Annotated in this window: 23 protein-coding genes; 15 read left to right on the forward strand and 8 right to left on the reverse strand. The window is 76.8% G+C overall.

Translation table 11 applies throughout. From position 1 onward, the window contains the following. Window positions 1-34: 34 nt before the first annotated feature. A complete protein-coding gene (locus JD79_RS22745; protein WP_170149229.1) occupies window positions 35-178 on the reverse strand; it encodes a hypothetical protein in 144 nt (47 codons plus the stop codon). 193 nt (window positions 179-371) lie between these two features. Here JD79_RS22745 and JD79_RS15425 point away from each other — a divergent pair, with 193 nt between their 5' ends. From JD79_RS15425 to JD79_RS15440, 4 genes are all read left to right on the forward strand, one after another. Further along, window positions 372-872: a winged helix-turn-helix transcriptional regulator gene (locus tag JD79_RS15425; RefSeq protein WP_110006244.1), complete on the forward strand. Its 501-nt coding sequence runs from the start codon at window positions 372-374 to the stop codon at window positions 870-872. Window positions 873-984: 112 nt separating this feature from the next. Further along, entirely contained in the window at window positions 985-1632 is a 648-nt protein-coding gene (locus JD79_RS15430) for a dienelactone hydrolase family protein (protein ID WP_245900130.1), read from the forward strand. 10 nt (window positions 1633-1642) lie between these two features. Then, window positions 1643-2731: a CaiB/BaiF CoA transferase family protein gene (locus tag JD79_RS15435; RefSeq protein WP_110006245.1), complete on the forward strand. Its 1089-nt coding sequence runs from the start codon at window positions 1643-1645 to the stop codon at window positions 2729-2731. 46 nt (window positions 2732-2777) lie between these two features. Further along, window positions 2778-3554, forward strand: coding sequence for a crotonase/enoyl-CoA hydratase family protein (locus JD79_RS15440; protein WP_110006246.1), 777 nt, complete (start codon window positions 2778-2780; stop codon window positions 3552-3554). On the opposite strand, the gene JD79_RS15445 is transcribed toward JD79_RS15440, so the two are convergent. Then, a complete protein-coding gene (locus tag JD79_RS15445; protein ID WP_110006247.1) occupies window positions 3551-4657 on the reverse strand; it encodes a LacI family DNA-binding transcriptional regulator in 1107 nt (368 codons plus the stop codon). The genes JD79_RS15440 and JD79_RS15445 overlap by 4 nt on opposite strands. Before the next feature lie 51 nt (window positions 4658-4708). Between JD79_RS15445 and JD79_RS15450 the strand changes: the two genes are divergently transcribed. From JD79_RS15450 to JD79_RS15465, 4 genes are all read left to right on the forward strand, one after another. Next, window positions 4709-6058: an MFS transporter gene (locus JD79_RS15450; protein ID WP_110006248.1), complete on the forward strand. Its 1350-nt coding sequence runs from the start codon at window positions 4709-4711 to the stop codon at window positions 6056-6058. Window positions 6059-6094: 36 nt separating this feature from the next. After that, entirely contained in the window at window positions 6095-7237 is a 1143-nt protein-coding gene (locus JD79_RS15455; protein ID WP_110006249.1) for a thiolase family protein, read from the forward strand. 122 nt (window positions 7238-7359) lie between these two features. After that, complete coding sequence (locus JD79_RS15460) at window positions 7360-8169, forward strand: acyl-CoA thioesterase (protein ID WP_245900131.1); 810 nt, start codon at window positions 7360-7362, stop codon at window positions 8167-8169. A 91-nt stretch (window positions 8170-8260) separates the two neighbouring features. Next, the gene (locus JD79_RS15465) at window positions 8261-8860 is read left to right on the forward strand and encodes a YceI family protein (RefSeq protein WP_110006250.1); all 600 of its coding nucleotides are present in this window, start codon (window positions 8261-8263) and stop codon (window positions 8858-8860) included. A 133-nt stretch (window positions 8861-8993) separates the two neighbouring features. Here the strand turns inward: JD79_RS15465 and JD79_RS15470 are convergent, their stop codons facing one another. The 3 genes from JD79_RS15470 to JD79_RS15480 are packed head-to-tail and all read right to left on the reverse strand — an operon-like array spanning window position 8994 to window position 11117. Then, window positions 8994-9536, reverse strand: coding sequence for a dihydrofolate reductase family protein (locus JD79_RS15470; protein WP_110006251.1), 543 nt, complete (start codon window positions 9534-9536; stop codon window positions 8994-8996). Then, window positions 9533-10453: a helix-turn-helix domain-containing protein gene (locus tag JD79_RS15475; RefSeq protein WP_211307997.1), complete on the reverse strand. Its 921-nt coding sequence runs from the start codon at window positions 10451-10453 to the stop codon at window positions 9533-9535. The genes JD79_RS15470 and JD79_RS15475 overlap by 4 nt, the downstream gene beginning before the upstream one ends. A 52-nt stretch (window positions 10454-10505) precedes the next feature. Continuing rightward, entirely contained in the window at window positions 10506-11117 is a 612-nt protein-coding gene (locus JD79_RS15480; protein ID WP_245900132.1) for a TetR/AcrR family transcriptional regulator, read from the reverse strand. 60 nt (window positions 11118-11177) lie between these two features. On the opposite strand from JD79_RS15480, the gene JD79_RS15485 reads away from it, so the two are divergent. The 4 genes from JD79_RS15485 (at window position 11178) to JD79_RS15495 (ending at window position 14187) form a co-directional block, all read left to right on the forward strand. After that, window positions 11178-11585: a RidA family protein gene (locus tag JD79_RS15485; RefSeq protein ID WP_110006252.1), complete on the forward strand. Its 408-nt coding sequence runs from the start codon at window positions 11178-11180 to the stop codon at window positions 11583-11585. Between the two features lie 139 nt (window positions 11586-11724). After that, complete coding sequence (locus JD79_RS23870) at window positions 11725-12507, forward strand: MFS transporter (RefSeq protein ID WP_245900133.1); 783 nt, start codon at window positions 11725-11727, stop codon at window positions 12505-12507. Further along, window positions 12399-13283, forward strand: a complete 885-nt coding sequence (locus tag JD79_RS23875) for an MFS transporter (protein ID WP_245900134.1) — start codon at window positions 12399-12401, stop codon at window positions 13281-13283. The genes JD79_RS23870 and JD79_RS23875 overlap by 109 nt, the downstream gene beginning before the upstream one ends. A 25-nt stretch (window positions 13284-13308) precedes the next feature. After that, window positions 13309-14187, forward strand: a complete 879-nt coding sequence (locus tag JD79_RS15495; protein ID WP_110006253.1) for an NAD(P)-dependent oxidoreductase — start codon at window positions 13309-13311, stop codon at window positions 14185-14187. On the opposite strand, the gene JD79_RS15500 is transcribed toward JD79_RS15495, so the two are convergent. Together JD79_RS15500 and JD79_RS15505 are read right to left on the reverse strand one after the other, a co-directional pair. After that, entirely contained in the window at window positions 14184-15635 is a 1452-nt protein-coding gene (locus tag JD79_RS15500) for a cation:dicarboxylate symporter family transporter (protein ID WP_110006254.1), read from the reverse strand. The two genes, JD79_RS15495 and JD79_RS15500, sit on opposite strands and share 4 nt — an antisense overlap. Window positions 15636-15764: 129 nt before the next feature. Then, window positions 15765-16472: a GAF and ANTAR domain-containing protein gene (locus JD79_RS15505; protein WP_146220462.1), complete on the reverse strand. Its 708-nt coding sequence runs from the start codon at window positions 16470-16472 to the stop codon at window positions 15765-15767. Window positions 16473-16680: 208 nt separating this feature from the next. On the opposite strand from JD79_RS15505, the gene JD79_RS15510 reads away from it, so the two are divergent. Continuing rightward, complete coding sequence (locus JD79_RS15510; protein ID WP_110006256.1) at window positions 16681-17094, forward strand: TIGR03618 family F420-dependent PPOX class oxidoreductase; 414 nt, start codon at window positions 16681-16683, stop codon at window positions 17092-17094. Here the strand turns inward: JD79_RS15510 and JD79_RS15515 are convergent. Beyond that, window positions 17091-17933, reverse strand: a complete 843-nt coding sequence (locus JD79_RS15515) for a helix-turn-helix domain-containing protein (RefSeq protein ID WP_110006257.1) — start codon at window positions 17931-17933, stop codon at window positions 17091-17093. The genes JD79_RS15510 and JD79_RS15515 overlap by 4 nt on opposite strands. 37 nt (window positions 17934-17970) lie before the next feature. On the opposite strand from JD79_RS15515, the gene JD79_RS15520 reads away from it, so the two are divergent. Both JD79_RS15520 and JD79_RS15525 read left to right on the forward strand, forming a co-directional pair. After that, on the forward strand, window positions 17971-18573 hold the full coding sequence (locus JD79_RS15520; protein ID WP_211307998.1) for a maleylpyruvate isomerase family mycothiol-dependent enzyme: 603 nt from the start codon (window positions 17971-17973) through the stop codon (window positions 18571-18573). Continuing rightward, window positions 18560-19444 carry an alpha/beta fold hydrolase gene (locus JD79_RS15525; protein ID WP_245900135.1) on the forward strand — a complete coding sequence of 295 codons (885 nt, stop codon included), beginning with the start codon at window positions 18560-18562 and terminating at the stop codon, window positions 19442-19444. The genes JD79_RS15520 and JD79_RS15525 overlap by 14 nt, the downstream gene beginning before the upstream one ends. The last annotated feature ends 2 nt before the right edge of the window (window positions 19445-19446 follow it).

A 19446-nucleotide genomic window follows, 5' to 3' on the forward strand; every position in this document is an offset into this window, starting at 1 on the left:
TGTCGGGGAGTGCCGGGCGGGCCCGGCGGGCTGCTCAGAAGCGGGCGGCCAGCGCGGCGATCTCGTGCGCCGACTCCTGCGTCGGGGCGGTGGCCAGGGCGCGCTGCAGCTCGCGCTCGTCGCGGCGGCGGGCGCGGGCGGTGCGGGCGGTGGCCAGGGCGGTGCTCAGGCGGGTCATGTCGGGTCCCTCTCAGGCGGCGTCACGTCCGTGACGGTCCACGGCGGCGGCCACCTCCGGTCGTCACCGGCGGGCCCGTGGGTGCGGCGCCGGTCACATGGATCCCGGCTCCGACCTGCTGGGTCTGCATGTCCAACCATCCTCCCGTCCGCACGGTTCGTCAAGTGAACCCAGCGTGACCTAGGCTGCATCCGTGACGGCCGCCACACCGCCCCCCGACTACGACCGTGCCCGCTGCTCCGTCGCCGGCACGCTCGCCGTGGTGGGGGAGAAGTGGAGCCTGCTGGTGCTGCGCGAGGCGTTCCTCGGCGTCCGGCGCTTCGCCGACCTGCAGTGCGCGCTCGGCGCGCCCAAGGCCGTGCTCACCGACCGGCTGAACTCGCTGGTCGCCCAGGACCTGCTCGCCCGCGTGCCCTACCGCGACGAGGGCGCCCGCCAGCGGCACGAGTACCGGCTCACCGAGCGCGGCCGCGACCTCTATCCCGCGCTGGTCGCCCTCATGCAGTGGGGCGACCGGTGGCTGGCCGCCGACGGCGTCGCACCCCTGGAGCTCACCCACCGCGGCTGCGGCGCGCCGGTCACCCTGGGCCTGCGCTGCGGTGCCGGGCACGAGGTCGGGGGCCCGCGCGAGGTGGTGGTGACGCCGGCCGGGCGTGGGACGGCCGGGGAGACGCCCGGCACACCCGCGGGCTAGCGTCGGCGGCGCCTGCGCTGCCGCTGCGACCCGGGAGGCCGTCCTGCCCACCATCGGAGTCCCCGGCGGCGCGAGCGCGCCGGAGCTGTCCGCCCACCTCGCCGTCCCGCCGGTGGGGGAGGGGCCCTGGCCCGGCGTCGTCGTCGTCCACGAGGTCTTCGGCCTGACCGACGACGTGCGGCAGCACGCCGACCGGCTGGCCGCGGCGGGCTACCTCGCCGTCGCGCCGGACCTGTTCACCGCCGGCGGCGTGGTGCGCTGCCTGCGCTCGACGTTCCGGGCGCTCAGCCGCGGGGAGGGGCCGGCCTTCGGCGACCTGGAGGCGGCCCGCCGGTTCCTCACCGACCGGGACGACTGCACGGGCCGGGTCGGGGTCCTCGGGTTCTGCATGGGCGGGAAGTTCGCGCTGCTCGGCGCCACCCGCGGGTTCGACGTCGCCGCGCCCAACTACGGCCCGCTGCCGGCCGACGCCGAGCGGGTGCTCGCCGGCGCCTGCCCGGTGGTGGGCAGCTACGGCCGCCGCGACGTCGCGCTGCGCGGCGCCGCGCAGCGGCTGGACCGGGTGCTCACCGACCTCGGCGTGGAGCACGACGTCAAGGAGTACCCGGACGCCGGGCACTCGTTCCTCAACCGGCACAACGCCGGGCCGTTCACGGCGCTGGAGAGGGTGGTCGGCCTCGACTACCACGAGCCGTCGGCCGAGGACGCCTGGGCGCGCATCCTCCGCTTCCTCGACCGGCACCTGCGGAGCGCGGCGTGAGCGGGGGCCGCTGACCGGCCTGCGGGTGGTCGAGCTCGGCGGCATCGGGCCGGGCCCGCACGCGGCGATGGTCCTGGCCGACCTCGGCGCCGACGTCGTCCGGGTGGAGCGGCCCTCCGGCGGGCTGTCGCTGGGCGGGACCGCCCGCGACGTCGTGCTGCGCGGCCGGCGCTCGCTCGCCCTCGACGTCAAGACGCCCGGGGGCCGCGACCTGGTGCTGGGCCTGGCGGAGCGGGCCGACGTGTTCCTCGACGTCTTCCGCCCCGGCGTGGCCGAGCGGCTGGGGATCGGGCCCGACGCCTGCCTGCAGCGCGCGCCCGGGCTGGTCTACGCGCGGATGACCGGGTGGGGGCAGGACGGGCCGTGGGCCGACCGGGTCGGCCACGACGTCAACTACCTGGGGCTGACCGGCACGCTCGCCGCGCTCGGCCGCCCCGGCGAGGTGCCCCGCCCCCCGCTGAACCTGGTCGCCGACTACGGCGGCGGGTCGATGCTGGTGCTCGTCGGCGTCCTCGCCGCGCTGCACGAGCGGTCCCGCTCGGGCCGTGGGCAGGTGGTCGACGCCGCGATGGTCGACGGCGTCGCGCTGATCTCGCAGATGCTGTGGTCGATGCGCGGCATGGGCCTGTGGTCGGACCGGCCGGGCACCAACGTGCTCGACGGCGGCGCGCCCTACTACGACGTCTACGCCTGCGCCGACGGCCGCTTCGTCGCCGTCGGGGCGCTGGAGCCGCAGTTCTACGCGGCACTGCTCGAGGGGCTCGGGCTGGCCGGGGACGACCTGCCGGCGCAGACCGACCCGCGCGGCTGGCCGCGGCTGCGGGAGCTGTTCACCGCGGCGTTCGCCGCCCAGCCGCGGGAGCACTGGGAGCGCGTCTTCGACGGCACGGACGCCTGCGTCACGCCGGTCCTGACGGCCGACGAGGCGGCGGCGCACCCGCACCTGGCCGCCCGCGGCACGCTCGTGGACGTCGACGGCGTCCGGCAGGCCGCCCCGGCCCCGCGGTTCTCCCGCACGCCGGCGGGCCCGCCCGCCCCGGCGCCGGACGGCCCGGCCGACGCCGCCGCCGTCCTGGAGGAGTGGTCGCGCCCCCGATGACGGGGACGCACGAGCCGCGGTCCGCCGCGGAGGAGGAGGCCCACCCGTGACCGAGCCGAACACGGAGTCCGTGCTGGTCGAGCGCCGCGGCGCCGTCCAGGTGATCACCATCAACCGGCCCGGGGCCAAGAACGCCCTCGACGGCGCGGTGGCGCAGGGCGTCGCCGCGGCCGTCGACGAGCTCGACGCGTCCGACGACCTGCGCGCGGGCGTGCTCACCGGCGCCGGCGGCACCTTCTCCGCCGGCATGGACCTCAAGGCGTTCCTGCGCGGCGAGCGGCCCTCCATCGAGGGCCGCGGGCTGTGCGGGATCACCCAGACGCCGCCGCGCAAGCCGCTGCTGGCCGCCGTCGAGGGGTGGGCGCTGGCCGGCGGGTTCGAGCTCGTCCTCGCCTGCGACCTCGTCGTCGCCGGGCGGTCGGCGCGCTTCGGCGTGCCCGAGGTGTCCCGCTCGCTGATCGCCGCCGGCGGCGCCGCGCTGTTCCTGCCGCGGCGGGTGCCCCACGCCGTCGCCATGGAGATGCTGCTGACCGGGCAGCCCGTCGACGCCGAGCGGGCGGCCGCCGTCGGGCTGGTCAACCGGGTCGTCGACGAGGGCGGGGCGCTCGAGGCGGCCGTGGCCCTGGCGGAGGTGATCGCCGCGAACGGCCCGCTGGCGGTGGCGGTGACCAAGCAGATCGCCCGCAGCACCGCCGACTGGACCACCGAGGAGGCGTGGGCGAGGCAGCAGCCGCTGATCGAGCCGGTCTTCTCCTCGGAGGACGCCCGCGAGGGCGCGACCGCCTTCGCCGAGCGCCGCAAGCCCGTCTGGCGGGGGCGCTAGGACGCCGGGGCCGGGCCGGTCGTCGTCCGGACGACCAGCCCGGCCGGCAGCGGGACCGGCGGCGGGGCGGGCCGGCCGGCCAGCAGGTCCAGCAGCGCCTGACCGGCCACCCGGCCCTTCTCGCGGGTGGGCTGGCGGACGGTGGTGAGGCCGAGCCCCGCGGCGGTGGCCGCGTCGTCGAAGCCGGCGACCGACAGGTCCGCGGGCACCCGCAGGCCGAGCCGGGCCGCCGCCCGCAGCGCGCCCTCGGCCAGCCGGTCGCTCAGGCACAGCAGCGCCGTGGGCCGCGGGTGGGTGGCGAGGACGGCGAGCGCGCCCGCCTCGCCGACCGCGGGCGTGCTGTCGGGGCCGTGGAACACCGGGACCGCCGCCCAGTCGAGGCCGGCGCGCCCGGCCGCGTCGCGGTAGCCGGCCAGCCGGTCGCGGGTGACGGCGTAGGTGGCGCCCGCCTGGGCGCGCTCGTCGACCAGCCCGGGGGTGATCGGGTCGCCGTGCATGCCGAAGGAGACGACCGCCGGCCGCCGGTGCCCCAGGTCGAGCAGGTGTGCCGCCACGGCTGCCGCGGCCGCGCGGTCGTCGACGCCCACCCACGGCGCCGCCGGGGCGCCGAGCGCGGCCAGCCGGTCCGGCCGCGGCTGGTCGACGACGACGAGCGGGAGGCCGCGGGCGACCGCCGCCGCGAGCAGCGGGTCGTCGTCGCCCACCGAGGAGACGACCAGCCCGTCGACGACGGCGTCGCTCACCGCGGCCAGGCGCCGCGCGGGGTCGGCCGAGCCGGGCACGAGCAGCAGCCCGGAGCCGGCCGGCTCGGCCGCCGACGCGACCCCGGCGAGCAGCGCGACGGCCACCGGGTCGTCGAAGGCGTAGGACAGCCCGTTGTCGTAGGCGACGCCGATCGCGCCGACGCGGCCGCGCCGCAGCCCCGCGGCGAGCGGGTTGGGCCCGGGGTAGCCGAGCCGGCGGGCGGCGGCCAGGACGCGCTCGCGCAGGGCGGCCGAGAGCTGGTCGGGCCGGGAGAACGCGTTGGACACCGTCTTGGCCGAGACGCCGACCTCCGCCGCCACCTCCTGCAGGGTCACCGGGCGGGGGCGGTCGGGCGGCACGGGCGCATCCTCCCGTGCTTCATCGATGAAGAAGGGGGTACCCCGGACGGCATGACGCCGGTCGTCCCGCTCTGCGCGGTGCAGTTCGTCGACGTCCTGGGCACCACGCTGGTCGTCGCGGCGCTGCCGACGATGCTGGCCGACCTGGGCGCACCGGCGTCGGCGGCCACCCTGGTGGTGACCGTCTACGCGGTCCTCTTCGGGGCGCTGCTGGTGCTCGCCGCGCGCCTCGGCGACCGCTACGGGCACGCGCGGGTCCTGGCGCTCGGGCTGGCCGGCTTCGGCGCGGCGTCCCTGGCGGCGGCGCTCGCGCCGTCGGTCGGGGTGCTCGTGGCCGCCCGCGGCGCCCTCGGTGCGGCGGCCGCGCTGTCGGTGCCCACCGCGCTGCGCCTGCTGACCGCCGCCACGGAGGAGGGAGGGCAGCGGCGGCGGGCGCTCGCGGCGTGGAGCGCCTCCGGGGCGGCGGCCGGCGCGAGCGGGCTGGTCCTCGGCGGCGTGGTCACCGACCTGGCCGGGTGGCGGCTGCTGTTCTGGGTCAACCTGCCGCTGGCGGTGCTGCTGGCACTCGCCGTGCGCCGGACCGCGCCGCCCACCCCGCGCGAGCGCGGCGCGTCCCTGGACCTGGCGGGCGCGGCGGTGCTCGTGGCCGCCGTGGCGGCGGTCGTGGCGGGCGCGTCGCTGCTCGAGGACGGCGCCCACCGGACCCCCGGCGCCGGGCTGCTCCTGGCCGGGCTCGCCGCCGCCGCGGCCCTGCCCGCCGTCGAGCGCCGGGCCCGCGACCCGCTGCTGCCCCGTGCCGCCGTCGGGCACCCGGGGCTGCGCCGCGGCGTGCTCGCCTCGGCGGCCAACACCGCGACGACGAGCTCGGCCGTCACGGTGGCCACGCTGCACCTGCAGGGGAGCGAGGGGCTCGGTGCGACGGCCACCGGCCTGGCGCTGCTGCCCTTCAGCCTGTGCGTCGTCGCCGGCGCGGCCCTGGCGGCGCGGGTCATGCGGTCGGCGTCGGCGCGGGTCACCGCCGCCGCGGGCCTGGCCGTCATCGCCGCCGGCACCGCGGCGCTGCTGGGCGCGGGACTCGGTCCGGGGGTGGTGTCGGCCGGGGCGGCCGTCTCGGGGCTGGGCATCGGGCTGTCGTCGGTGGCCGCCACGGCGCTGGGCACCGACGTCGCCGCGGAGCTGCAGGGCACCGCGGCCGGCGTGCTCAACACCGCCGCCCAGCTCGGCACCGCGCTGGGCGTCGCCGCCGTGCTGCTCGTCGTCCGGCTGAGCGAGGGGACGGCGCTGCCGCTGGCCGGCGCGGGGCTGGGGTGGCTGGCCGCCGCGGTGCTGGCCGCCGTCGCCGCGGGCCTGCTGCTGCGGCGTCCCGCCCGGGCTGCCGTCCCCGCCAGGAACGCGGGTTAGTGTGCCGGGAACCACACCTGGTCGAGGGGAGCAGACATGCGTGACGCGGTGATCGTCGAGGCGGTGCGCACGCCCGTGGGCAAGCGCAACGGCGGGCTGTCGGGGGTGCACCCGGTGGACCTGTCGGCGCACGTGCTGACCTCGCTGGCCGAGCGGGCCGGCATCGACCCGGCGCAGATCGAGGACGTCATCTGGGGCTGCGTCTCCCAGGTCGGCGAGCAGACGTTCGACATCGCGCGCACCGCCGCGCTGGCCGCGGGCTGGCCGGAGACGGTGACCGGCGTGACCGTCGACCGCCAGTGCGGGTCCTCGCAGCAGTCCGTGCACTTCGCCGCGGCCGGGCTGGTCTCGGGCCAGTACGACGTCGTGGTCGCCGGCGGTGTCGAGTCGATGTCGCGGGTGCCCATGGGGACCGCCCGCAAGGACGCCGACCCGTTCGGCACCCGGTTCGCCGAGCGCTACGCCGGCGCGAAGATCAACCAGGGGCTGGGCGCGGAGACGATCGCCGAGCGCTGGGGCCTGTCCCGCCAGCAGTGCGACGAGTTCTCGGTCGCCTCGCACGAGAAGGCCGCCGCCGCCCGCGCCGAGGGCCGCTTCGACGCCCAGATCGCGCCGGTGACCACGCCCGACGGCACCGTCGTCAGCCAGGACGAGGGCATCCGCGAGTCCACGGTGGAGAAGCTCGGCACGCTCAAGACCGCGTTCCGCGAGGACGGCGTCATCACCGCCGGCAACTCCTCGCAGATCTCCGACGGCTCCGCCGCACTGCTGATGACGACGTCGGAGAAGGCCGCCGAGCTGGGGCTCACGCCGATCGCCCGGGTGCACACCGCCGTCCTGGCCGGCAGCGACCCCGTGGTCATGCTCACCGCCCCGATCCCGGCCACGCAGAAGGCGCTGCAGCGCTCGGGGCTGTCGATCGACGAGATCGGCGCCTTCGAGGTCAACGAGGCCTTCGCCCCCGTGCCGCTGGCCTGGCTGGCCGACATCGGGGCCGACGCCAAGGCGCTCAACCCCAACGGCGGCGCCATCGCCCTCGGCCACCCGCTCGGCGGCTCCGGCGCGCGGATCATGACCACGCTCGTGCACCACATGCGCGACAACGGCATCCGCTACGGCCTGCAGACCATGTGCGAGGGCGGCGGCCAGGCCAACGCCACCATCCTCGAGCTCCTCTAGCCCCCGGCCCCGTGCAGGGTCCTGCCGCGAGCTCGCGAGCGGCGGGGGCACGGGGGTCCTCACCCCCCGGCGCCCGGGGCCGCCCGCAGGGGCGGCCCCGGGCGCCGTTACGTTCGGCGGTCGTGAGCGCCACCGCGGGGGACCCCACGCTGCTCGACGTGCTGACGCTCGAGGAGGTCGACCGCGACCTCTACCGCAGCACGCTGGTGTTCAGCGACCCGTTCCCGCTCTACGGGGGTCAGGTCGCCGCCCAGGCGCTGCTCGCGGCCGGTCGCACGGTGGCGCCCGACCGGCTGCCGCACTCGCTGCACGGCTACTTCCTCCGCAGCGGCGACGCGGCCCGGCCCACGGTCTTCCGCGTCGACCGCGACCGCGACGGCGGCTCGTTCTCCGCGCGCCGGGTGGTGGCGGTGCAGGGCGGCGAGGTCGTGCTGTCGATGTCGGCGTCGTTCCAGGCGCCGACCCCCGGACCCGACGTCCAGGTCGCGCCGGCCCCGGGCGCGGAGGACCCGGCCGGCTGCGAGCCGTTCACGCTGCCGCGGCTGTTCACCATGGAGGGGCGCACACCCTCCCAGCCGTGGCCGCAGGCGAGCATGCCCACGCGCTTCTGGTCCCGGTCGACCGTCGCGCTGCCCGAGGACCCGCTGGTGCACGCGTGCGCGCTGACCTACCTGTCCGACATCGGCACCGGGCTGTCGGCGCTGCCGGAGGACGAGGCCGCGCCCGGCCCGACGCTGGACCACGCGGTGTGGTTCCACCGGCCGGCCCGGCTCGACGCCTGGGTGCTCATGGACCTCGTCCCGCACACGGTCTCCGGCGGGCGGGGCTGGTACACCGGCTCGGTCACCACCCGCGACGGCGTGCTGGCCGCGAGCCTGACCCAGGAGACGCTGTTCCGGCCCGGCCGCAACCCCTTCCGGCCGGGCCGCTGAGCCGGACGGGACGGCTGCGCGGGAGCCCGGCGGGAGCCTCGTCGGCCTGATCGGCCAGGATGGGGGCCCTGCGAGGGGGAAGGACGGACACGTGGCGAAGCACCGGGCACCCGAGGGAAGCCCCACCGACTTCGACGCGGCGACGGTCGCACTGGCCGACGTCTCGGGCGACTACACCATCGACGTGGCGCACACCCGGATCGGCATCCGGGCGCGGCACGCGATGGTGACGACGGTCCGCGGCGCGTTCACCGACTTCGCCGGCGAGGCACACCTGGACACGCAGGAGCCCGAGGCGAGCAGCGTGTCGATCCGGATCCGCACGGCGAGCATCGACACCGGGCAGGCCGACCGGGACGCGCACCTGCGCTCCCCGGACTTCCTCGACGTCGAGCGCTTCCCGGAGATGGTGTTCGCCTCCACCGAGGTCGAGCAGGTCGACGAGGACACCTACGAGGTGACCGGCGACCTCACGATCCGCGACGTCACCCGGCCGGTGACCGTCGAGTTCACCCTGACCGGCTCGGCGAAGGACCCGTTCGGCAACACCCGGGTGGGCTTCGAGGGCGCGCTGGCCATCAAGCGCAGCGAGTGGGGCCTGGTGTGGAACACCCCGCTCGACACCGGTGGCGTGCTGGTCAGCGACCGCATCCAGGTGGAGTTCGACGTCTCGGTGATCCGCAGCGCCTGACGCCGCCCCGTCCGGCGGTCGCCCTGTCGGCGGATCGGCACGTCGGCACGTCGGCACGTCGGCACGTCGGCACGTCGGCACGTCGAGGTGTCGCCCCGTCGAGGTGTCGACATGCCGACGGGACGGTCCGCGCTCAGCCGGGGCGGACGACGTCGTAGCGCACGACGGTGAACTCGCCGTTCTGTGCCACCTCGCGGGTCACCAGCTCCACGTGCGTCGGCAGCAGCGGCATCCCGGCGCCCAGGGTGACCGGGGCGATCGACACGACGACCTCGTCGAGCAGCCCCGCGTCGGCGAACTGCGCGGCCACCGGCCCGCCCCCGACGATCCAGACGTCGAGGTCCCCGGCGGCGGCGACCAGCTCGGCGTGCAGCGCCCGCAGGTCCGCGGGGGAGTCCGCGGCGGTGAACCGGATGTCGCGGCCCTCGTAGGGCCGCAGCGCGCGGTGGGTGAGCACCCAGGCCGGCTGGTCGTAGCTCCAGTCCGCGCCCTGCCGCTGCACCCACTCGTAGGTCGAGGAGCCCATGACCAGCGAGCCGACGGTCTTCTCGAACGCCTGGTAGCCCATCGCCCCCTCCGGGTCGGCCTCGCGCGAGAGCAGCCAGTCCAGCGAGTGCCCGGGGCCGGCGATGAAGCCGTCGAGCGTGGTGGCGGTGTAGTAGACGGTGCGGGTCATCGTTCCCTCCGGGAGAGCCACTCGATGGGGTCGCCGGTGTCGACCTCGACGCCGGCCTCGCGCAGCCAGTGCCGGGCCAGCAGCCGGCGGTGCGCGGAGAAGGTGAGGACGTGGGCGACGACGCTGCCGAGGACGAAGCTCTCCGGCGGCTCGCAGAGCGCGTCGACCAGCCGGTCGCCCCAGGCGCCGCGGCGGCCGATCTCCCGGACGGCGGCCAGCCAGCGCGGCGCGACGGCGTCGTGCCGGTCGAGCAGCGCGGCCGGGTCGTCGGCGCCGCGGACGGGGGCGTCGCCGCCCTCGAGGGAGGCCACCCACACCTCCGTCGTCCAGACGAGGGTGTCCAGGAGGGCGGCCAGCGTCTCCTCGGCGCCGTCCCAGGGCAGCACCGACAGGCCCGGCGCCCGCACCCGCCGGTACTCCCCGGCGGGCAGGCCCTTCGCGAGCTCCAGCAGGGCGCGGGTGTCCTCGACGCCGTGGTGCACCAGCAGCGCGGTGACCTCGTCACCGCCGCGGCGGGCCGGCTCGTCGGACACCCACAGCGACGAGGGCGGGTGGAAGTGGATGCCGTTGGGCGCGGGCAGCCAGTGGGCGTCCCGGCTGCCGCCGGGGGCCGTCGAGGAGGGACTGCGGCCGTAGGCGCGGGCGAACGCCCGGCTGAACCCCTCGACCGACTCGTAGCCGGCGGCGAAGGCGGCGTCGGTGACGCTGGCGCCCTGCCGGAGCTGCCAGGCGGCGCGCTCCAGCACCACCCGGCGGCGCAGCGCGACCGGTGACTCCCCGGCGCCGCCGGACACCTGCCGGCTGAAGTGGAACGGCGAGGCGTAGGCGTCCCCGGCCATGTCCGAGAGGGTCCGGTTGTCCTCGTCGAGGACGGCGTCGAGCAGTTCGCGGAGGCGGTCGCGGCCGGGAGGCGTCACACGAGCAGTCTGGCGATCCCGCGGCCTCCCGCGCCCGACCGTTCTTGCGCCGTCAGCCGGCCGCCCACGCGCCCTCCACCGAGGCCCGGCAGCGGCCGGCGTCGTCACCGGCGGCGGTCAGCAGGGCCACGGTCGTGCCGGTGGCCAGGGGCGCGAGGACGTCGGCGGGCAGCACGCCCTGCACGACCAGGGACACCAGCCCGTGCCCGGCGGCCCAGACCTGGGTGGCCAGCGTGCGCGGGTCGGTGCCGGGGTCCAGCCGGCCCTCGTCGCGCGCCCGTGCCGCCGCGTCCACCAGCCGGTCGAACGCGGCGTCGGCGGCCGCCTCGTCGGTGAGGTCGGCGCGGGCGTCGAACATCGCACGGTAGAGCTCCGGGTGCTCCAGCGCGCTGCGGGCGTAGGCCACGCCGAGGGCGGCGAGGTCGTGCACCGCGTCGTCGGTCCGGGGGACCGCCGCCAGCCGGGCGGCCAGGCGGGTGAAGCCCTCCTGCCGCACGGCGCTCCACAGGCCGGGCATCCCGCCGAAGTGCGTGTAGACGGCCATGGTCGAGGCGCCGGTGCCCTCCACCAGCGCGCGCAGGGTCACCGGCTCGCGGGCGGCGAGCATCCGGGCCGCCCGCTCGACGAGGAGCAGGCGGACCGCGGGATCGGGTCGTCGGGGCACTGGACCATTGTGCCATAGCAACGCTATGCTTCAACCCCACCCCACACCGGAGGAGCCGTCATGACCGTCGACCTGATCGACCCGCCCGGCCTGCCCGTCCCCGGCGTCTACCGCCAGGTGGCCGTCGCCCGCGGCAGCCGCACCGTCTACCTCGCCGGCCAGGTGGCCCGCACCGCCGCGGGCGAGCCCGTCGGGGCCGGCGACCTCGCGGCGCAGGCCGAGCAGGCGTTCCTCAACGTGGCGACGGCGCTGGAGGCCGCCGGCGGCACGTTCGACGACGTCGCCAAGCTCGTGCTCTACGTCGTCGACTGGAGTCCCGAGAAGCTGGGGGCGCTCGGCGAGGGGGTGGGCCGGGCCGCGCGACGGCTGGGCCGCGACCTGACCCGGCCGGTCACGCTCCTCCCGGTGGCCGCGCTCGCCGAGCCGGACCTGCTCATCGAGGTCGACGCCACCGCGGTCCTGGACTGACCGTCACCGGCACGGGTGCGTGTCGGTGGTGCGCGACCGGGTAGGACGGTCCGGCGCGGCCGGCCGGACGGCGACCGCGCCCCCGGCGGGGCGGGACCCCGCGCCGGGCGCCCGCTGCACCACCGGAAGAGGCTCCCCCGTGCCGCCACGCGCATCGACCGACGCCGCCCCGAGCTCGCTGCAGGCGCAGTCGGCCGCCGAGGAGTACCGCCCCGACCCAAAGCGGTGGAGCGCGCTGTCGGTCACCCTCGTCGTCGGCTTCATGAGCCTGCTCGACGTCAGCATCGTGTCGGTGGCGCTGCCCTCCCTGCAGCGCGACCTCGGCGCCACCCCGGCGACCGTGCAGTGGGTGGTGTCGGGCTACGCGCTCACCTTCGGGCTGATGCTGGTGCCCGCGGGCCGGCTCGGTGACGCCTTCGGCCGGCGGCGGCTGTTCCTCCTCGGGCTGGCCGGCTTCGTGCTCTCCAGCGCCGCGGCGGGGGCAGCGCCGTCGGTGGCCTGGCTCGTCGCCGCGCGGCTGGTGCAGGGGCTGGCCGCCGGGTGCCTGGCGCCGCAGAACTCCGCGCTGATCCAGCAGCTGTTCCGCGGCGGCGAGCGCGGGCGGGCGTTCGGGCTCTTCGGCGCCACCGTCGGCATCTCGACCGCCGTCGGCCCCGTCGTCGGCGGCGCGATCCTCGGTCTCGCCGACGGTCCCGGCGGCTGGCGGTGGCTGTTCTACGTCAACGTGCCGATCGGCGTCGTGGCGTTCCTCCTCGCCCTGCGGCTGCTGCCCCGCGGCGGGGCGGCGGGCGCGGGCGGATCGACGTCGTCGGGGTGCTGCTGCTCGGCGCCGGCGCCCTGGCCGTGCTCTTCCCGCTGGTGCAGGCGGAGTCCGGCGGGCTGGCGCAGCTGTGGTGGCTGTTCGTCGTCGGCGCGGTCCTGATCGGGGTCTTCTTCGCCTGGGAGCGGAGGGTGGTGGCCCGCGACGGGCAGCCGGTGTTCGACCCGCGGCTGGTCACGCAGACCCGCGGCTACGGCATCGGCGCGGCGCTCGGCACCGTCTACTTCGTCGGCTTCAGCGGCATCTGGCTGGTGTTCGCGCTCTTCTTCCAGACCGGGTTGGGCTACACCCCGCTGCAGTCGGGGCTGGCCGTGACGCCGTTCGCGCTCGGGTCGGCGTCGGCGGCCGTCGTCGCCGGGCGGCTGGTCGAGCGGTACGGGCGCCGGCTCACCGTGCTGGGCCTGGCCGGCGTCGTCGTCGGGCTCGCCGCCGCGGCCGTGGTCCTGCTGCTGGTGCCGCCGTCGGCCGCCGGGTGGGCGATCGCGCCGGCGCTGCTCGTGGGCGGCATCGGCGGCGGGTTCGTCATCTCGCCCAACATCACCATGACCCTGCGCGACGTGCCGGTGTCGATGGCCGGCTCGGCCGGCGGCGGCCTGCAGACGGCGCAGCGCTTCGGCGCGGCCATCGGCACCGCCGCGCTGCCGGGCCTGTTCTACCTCGTCCTGTCGGCGACCGGCGAGGACTACCCGGCCGCGGCGGCCACGGGGCTCGCCGTGTCGGTGCTCGGCGCCGTGGCCGCGCTGGTGCTCGGCGTGGTCGACCTGCGCCGCAACCGCGCCGAGGACGCCGGGCACGGAGCCGGCGACGGCGGCCCGGTCCCCGGCGGGCGGCACGGTCCCGACGGCGTCCACGCCCACGGCCACGCCTGGCACCACTGAGCCGGCGGACGACGAGGAGGACGGCATGCCAGGACCGACGGTGGCGGTGCTCGGCACCGGGACGATGGGCGCGGGGATGGTCACCGCGCTGCGGCGGGCGGACCTGCCCGTGCGGGCGTGGAACCGCGACCCCGCCAAGGCGCAGGCGCTCACCGGCACCGGCGCGGAGGCGTTCGGGTCCCCCGCCGGAGCGGCCGAGGGTGCCGACGTCGTCCTCACCATGCTGCTCGACGCCGACGCGGTGGTCGACGTCGTCCGGCAGGCCGCCCCCGCCGCCGGGACGACGTGGCTGCAGACCTCCACGGTCGGCGTCGAGGGCGCCGACCGCACGGTGGAGACCGCCCGCGAGCTGGCTCTGGTGCTCGTCGACTGCCCGGTCCTCGGGACGAAGGAGCCCGCCGCGAAGGGCGCGCTGACCCTGCTGGCCAGCGGACCCGAGGACGCCCGCGAACGGCTGGCGCCGGTGTTCGACGCGCTCGGCTCGAAGACGCTGTGGCTGGGCGAGGCGGGCGCCGGCAGCCGGCTCAAGCTCGCCTGCAACTCGTGGCTGTTCATGCTCACCGCCGGCACCGCGCAGGCGATCGCGCTGGCCCGCGCCCTCGGCCAGGACCCGCGGTCCTTCCTCGACGCCATCGAGGGCGGCCCGGTCGACTCCGCCTACGCCCACCTCAAGGGCGCCCTGATGCTGGCCGGCGACTACCCGCCGAGCTTCGGGCTGTCCGGCGCGGCCAAGGACGCCCGGCTGATCCGCGCGGCGCTGCAGGCCGGCGGGGTCTCCGACCGGCTCACCGCCGCGGTGCTCGAGACCATGGAGGCCGCCGCCGACCGGGTGGGCGATCCCTCTGCGGTGGACATGGCGGCGGTCGTCCAGGGCCTCGAGCAGGGGCCCGGCCGGCGCGGCTAGCGCTTCGAGCTCTCGGCCAGCGTGCGCAGCGCGTCGTCGGCGTCCCGCTGGCCGGGGCCGGCGCTCGTGGCGTCGGCCGGCAGCCCGGCGCCGCCGCCGTGGTCGTCGAGCATGCGCGCCTCGTCGAACGGAGCCCGCCCCGACAGCGCCGCCTCGAGCTGGTCGCGGTCGAGCTGCCGGGTCCACGTGGCCACCAGCACGGTGGCCACCGCGTTGCCGGCGAAGTTGGTCAGCGCCCGCGCCTCGGACATGAACCGGTCGATGCCCACGATCAGGCCGACGCCGTCGAGCAGCTCCGGCCGGTGCGCCGACAGGCCGCCGGCGAGGGTGGCCAGGCCCGCACCGGTGACCCCGGCAGCGCCCTTCGAGGCGATGATCATGAACGCGAGCAGGCCGAGCTGCTCACCGATCGACAGCGGGTCGCCCAGGGCCTCGGCGATGAATAGCGAGGCCATGGTCAGGTAGATGGCGGTGCCGTCGAGGTTGAACGAGTAGCCGGTCGGCACCACGATGCCGGCGACCGACTGGCTCACGCCCGCGTGCTCCATCTTGGCGATCAGCCGCGGCAGCGCCGTCTCCGACGACGACGTCGACAGGATCAGCAGGAACTCCCGGCCGAGGTACCTCAGCAGCCGGAAGACGTTGAGCTTGGCCACCAGCCGCAGGATCAGCCCGAGGACGACGAACACGAACAGCGCGCAGGTGACGTAGAAGCCGATCATGATCACCGCGAGGCTCTTGAGCGCGTCGACTCCGGTCTCGCCCACCACCGCGGCGATCGCGCCGAACGCGCCGATCGGCGCCACCCACATGACCATCGCGAGGATCCGGAAGACCAGCTTCTGGAAGTGCCCGATGCCGCGCAGGATCGGCTCCCCGGACGCGCCCATCGCCTGGATGGCGAAGCCGGCCAGCAGCGCCACGAGCAGCGCCTGCAGCACCGAGCCGTCGGTGAGCGCGGAGACCAGCGTCTCCGGGATGAGGCCCAGCAGGAAGTCGACCGTGCCGCCGCTCTCCTCGGCGGTCTCGGCCAGCTCCGACCCCCGGCCGCGCAGCTCCTCGGACAGCTCCAGGCCGTCGCCGGGGTGCAGCAGGTTGCCGACCACCAGGCCGATGGCCAGCGCCACGGTGGACATGAGCAGGAAGTAGCCCAGCGTCAGGCCGCCGATCCGGCCCACCGCCGCGGCCTTCCGGACCGCGCCGATGCCCAGCACGATCGTGCAGAAGATGACCGGGGCGATGAGCATCCGGATCAGCCCGACGAAGGCGTCGCCCAGCCACTTCAACGAGGTCGCGAACCCGGGGAACAGCAGGCCGACGGCGATGCCGAGCGCCACCGCGACGATCACGGCGATGTAGAGCCAGTGGGTGCGGTCGCGGCGCTGACGCGGGGTCGGCTGGTCGCCGTCGGACGGGGCGGTACCCCCGCCTGGGGACTGCGAGGGCATGGCTGCTCCAGGGCGAGGAGGAGGACGGCGGTCGCACCACGGTGGGCCGCCCCCGGGTGACGCGCAACACGGGACGGTGGTGGTCCCCGACCGGGATCCCGGCCCGCAGGAGGTGCTGCGCGGGCGCGGTCAGCCGGGCGGGAACTCGCCGGTCCGTACCAGGTCGGCGGCCAGGTCGCGCACCTCGGTGTCGGTCTGGTCCGACACCCGGGTCAACGCGTCGAAGGCCTGGTCCGCGGTCAGCTCGAAGCGCTCCATCAGGACGCCCTTCGCCTGGTCGATGACCGCCCGCGACTCCAGTGACACCTGCAGGTGCTCGGTCAGCTGCAGCGCCCGCGCGTGCAGCAGGGAGTCGGCCACGGGGACGACGGCGTGGCGGGAGAACCGCTCCGCGCGCGCCCGGGTCCGCGCCTCCGGTGCGAGGGAGGAGTGCACGTAGAGGTCGAACCCGCCCAGCACCGGTCCCCGGGAGGGGAAGGGCGTCGACACGACGCCGCGCCGGCCGGCCGCCGCGGCGGATCGGGCGAGGTCCGGCCACCGCCGGTCGGTCTCGGAGTCCTCGACGACGACCATCCGGCCGGTGGTCGCCGCCTCCAAGCACGGGCCGGTCCCGGTGCGGTACTGCACGCCGTCGAGTTCGGCCGCCACCGGTGAGCTGGTCGACACGGTGCTCCCGCCCTCGGACCCGACGACGGTGACCGACAGCGCCGGCTGTCCGCCGAGCACCTCCGCCGCGAGGTCGGCGACCTGCTCCATCACGAGGGGCAGCGGCCGCTGCGCCGGCACGAGTCCGAGGTCGAGGAGGGCGGCCGGGAGCCGGTCGTCCGCGGGGTTCACGAGAGTCACTCCGAGCGGGCGGTGCCGGCGCGGGAGCCGGCTGCGGACGTCGGGGTCCTGGTGGTTGCAGGACCCGCGGACGGCGGGGGACGAGCCCCGCGGCACGCCGGCTGTGTGACGCGCGGGTCCAGGACACCGACACGCCCGAGCGGGTCCGGTGGGGCGCCGGCGGGCGTGCCCGCGCCGGGACCCGGGTAGGGCCCGCGCCGTGGCAGACACCCAGGACGGCCCCGAGCTCCACCCGGTCACCCGCGAGCTGGCGGAGGGCGCGAACTACGCGGCGATCAGCACCCTGCTGCCCAGCGGGCGCATCCAGACGCAGTACATCTGGGTGGGCACCGACGGGCAGCGGCTCTACGTCAACACCGAGACCGGACGGCGCAAGTTCGAGAACCTCCAGCGCGACGCGCGGGTCACCCTCGCCATCCGCGACGAGCAGGACCCCTACCGCTACGCCGAGGTGCGGGGCCGGGTGGCCGCGACGACGACCGGGCCGGAGGCGCGGGCGCAGATCGACGAGCTGTCGCAGAAGTACGACGGCCGGCCCTATCCGGCCGAGAACATCAAGACGGAGCGGGTCACCGTCTGGATCGAGCCCGAGCGGCAGACGACGGCCGGCTAGTCCCCGCCGTACCGGGCGGCGAACCCACCCGGCGTCATCCCGGTGACCCGGGCGAAGTCGCGGGTCAGGTGCGGCTGGTCGGCGTAGCCGAGGTCGGCGGCGACCTGGGCGGCCGTCGCCGTGCGGTTACGCAGCCGCTCGGCGGCCTCCTGCAGCCGGCGCCGCTGCACCAGCCACTTCGGGGACAGTCCCAGCCGGCGCGAGGCCAGCCGCTGCAGCGCGCGCTCGGACAGCCCGGTCTCGGCGCACAGCTGGTCGACCCGGGTGAGGTCCGGCCGCGACTCCACCAGGGCCACGAGCCGGTCGACGAGCCGCCCCTCGTCGTCGACCGGGAGGAACGGCCGCAGGGCGTCGTCGTAGGCGGCCGTCGCGGCGGCGTGCGCGGCGGGGGAGTGCGGGTCGCCGGCCATCGCCGCGCGCACGCGCTCGGTGAGCCGGGCGCCGTCGTCGCCCAGGACCTCGCCGACGTCGACGGCGCGGTCGGTGAACGCCGACACCGGCCCGCCCGCCACGAGCGCACCGGCCGCCGGGGTGAGCATGACGCCGACCGCCCAGCCCTCGCCGGTGAGCGTCGTCGTCGACAGCCCGGAGACGACGCCGTAGAAGCGGGCGTAGTCCGGCGTGACGACGACGAGGCAGACCGGGTACTGCAGCACCCGCTGGGCGGCCTCCTGGCCCGGTGGCACCGACCACACCGGGATCCACGTGCGCTGCACCAGCGCGGCCAGCGGGCCCGTCGTCTCGTAGCGGTACATGACGTGCGAGGCGTCGCGCGGGTCCCGCAGGTGCGCCCGCCCGATCGTGTCGCGGCGGTGCACGGGGGTGCTGTCGGGTTCCATCAAGACACCAGGTTGCCGCATCGCCGACGCTGCCGGCATGAACGCCACCAGCACCCCGATCGCCACCGACTACGCCGCCGTGCTCGAGCCGCTGCTGGCCGTCGTCGACGCCGTGCCCGCCTCCGGCTGGGACGCCGCCACGCCGTGCGAGGACTGGACCGCCCGCGGCGTCGTCACGCACCTGGTCGACACCCAGCGCGAGTTCCTCACCGGCCGCGGCGTCGACCTGGGCCCCGCGCCCGACGTCGCCGCCGACCCGGCCGCCGCGCTGCGGGCGCACGCCGGCCGGGTGCTCGCCGCCGTGTCCGACCCGGCCGTGGCCGACGAGCCCTACGACGGCTTCTTCGGCCCGACGACGGTGGGGGAGACCCTCGCGCAGTTCTACGTCTGGGACATGGTCGTGCACCGCTGGGACCTCGCCCGCGCCACCGGCCAGGACGCCGGGCTCGCGGGGCCGAGCTCGACCGCATCGAGTCCGGCGCCCGCAGCTGGGGTGACGCCCTCTACATGGAGGGCATCTGCCGCCCCGCCGTCGAGGTGCCCGCCGACGCCGGCCGGGAGGAGCGGGTGCTCGCCCTGCTCGGCCGGCAGGCCTGACTTCCCGCGCGGCCGGGTAGCCCGGCGGCGTGCACACCAGTGACTCCGCCGACGGGCCCCGCGAGGGGCGGCTGCAGCTGCGCGACGGCCGCACGATGGCCTACGCCGAGTGGGGGGACCCCGACGGCCGGCCGGTGCTCGGCTGCCACGGCTCGCCGAGCTCGCGGTTCGAGCGGCACGTCGACGACGCCGGCGCCTACCGCCGCTGGGGCGTGCGGCTGGTGGTGCCCGACCGCCCCGGCTTCGGCCGCTCGGACCCGCAGCCGGGCCGGCGGGTGACCGACTGGCCCGGCGACGTCGCCCAGCTGCTCGACTCCCTCGGCATCGACCGCTTCGCCGCCCTGTCGCTGTCCGGCGGGGCGGCGTACGCGCTGGCCTGCGCGCACGCGATGCCCGACCGGGTGACCGGGGTGGGGATCCTCGGCGGCGCCCCGCCGCCGGACGTCCCGTGGCCGTGGCCGGGCTGGCTGCCGACGTCGGTGCGCGCGGCCGTGCACCGGCCCTCCCCGGCGACGGCGGCGCTGCTGCGGCCGGTGTTCGCGCCGCTGACCGTGCGCCCGCAGCTGCTGCCGCGCTACCTGCAGCTGCGGCTCAACCCCGCCGACCGGCGCGTGCTCGGCCGCCCCGCCGTCCGGCGGGTGATGGCCCGCGCCTTCAGCGAGGGGATGCGCCAGGGCGTCGCGGCCCTCGCCGACGACCGGGCGCTGCTGTTCCGGCCGTGGGGGTTCCCGGTGGGCGAGGTGCGCCAGCACGTCGACGTCTGGCACGGCACGCAGGACTGGCAGGTGCCCGTGGCGCTGGGCCGGGTGCTGGCGGGGATGCTGCCCGACGCCACGGCGCACTGGTTCGCCGGCGAGGGCCACTTCCTCGTCTTCGACCACGCCCGCGACGTCTACGGTGCACTCGCCGCGTGAGT

Origin of the sequence: Geodermatophilus normandii (assembly GCF_003182485.1) — a bacterium.
In the GTDB taxonomy this organism is placed as follows: domain Bacteria; phylum Actinomycetota; class Actinomycetes; order Mycobacteriales; family Geodermatophilaceae; genus Geodermatophilus; species Geodermatophilus normandii.

Excerpts from the sequence above, each read along its gene's own strand:
- JD79_RS22745 (WP_170149229.1), bottom strand. The coding sequence starts at position 178 with ATGACCCGCCTGAGCACCGCCCTGGCCACCGCCCGCACCGCCCGCGCC.
- JD79_RS15450 (WP_110006248.1), top strand. The coding sequence starts at position 4,709 with ATGACGCCGGTCGTCCCGCTCTGCGCGGTGCAGTTCGTCGACGTCCTG.
- JD79_RS15455 (WP_110006249.1), top strand. The coding sequence starts at position 6,095 with ATGCGTGACGCGGTGATCGTCGAGGCGGTGCGCACGCCCGTGGGCAAG.
- JD79_RS15470 (WP_110006251.1), bottom strand. The coding sequence starts at position 9,536 with ATGACCCGCACCGTCTACTACACCGCCACCACGCTCGACGGCTTCATC.
- JD79_RS15485 (WP_110006252.1), top strand. The coding sequence starts at position 11,178 with ATGACCGTCGACCTGATCGACCCGCCCGGCCTGCCCGTCCCCGGCGTC.
- JD79_RS15495 (WP_110006253.1), top strand. The coding sequence starts at position 13,309 with ATGCCAGGACCGACGGTGGCGGTGCTCGGCACCGGGACGATGGGCGCG.
- JD79_RS15500 (WP_110006254.1), bottom strand. The coding sequence starts at position 15,635 with ATGCCCTCGCAGTCCCCAGGCGGGGGTACCGCCCCGTCCGACGGCGAC.
- JD79_RS15515 (WP_110006257.1), bottom strand. The coding sequence starts at position 17,933 with ATGGAACCCGACAGCACCCCCGTGCACCGCCGCGACACGATCGGGCGG.
- JD79_RS15520 (WP_211307998.1), top strand. The coding sequence starts at position 17,971 with ATGAACGCCACCAGCACCCCGATCGCCACCGACTACGCCGCCGTGCTC.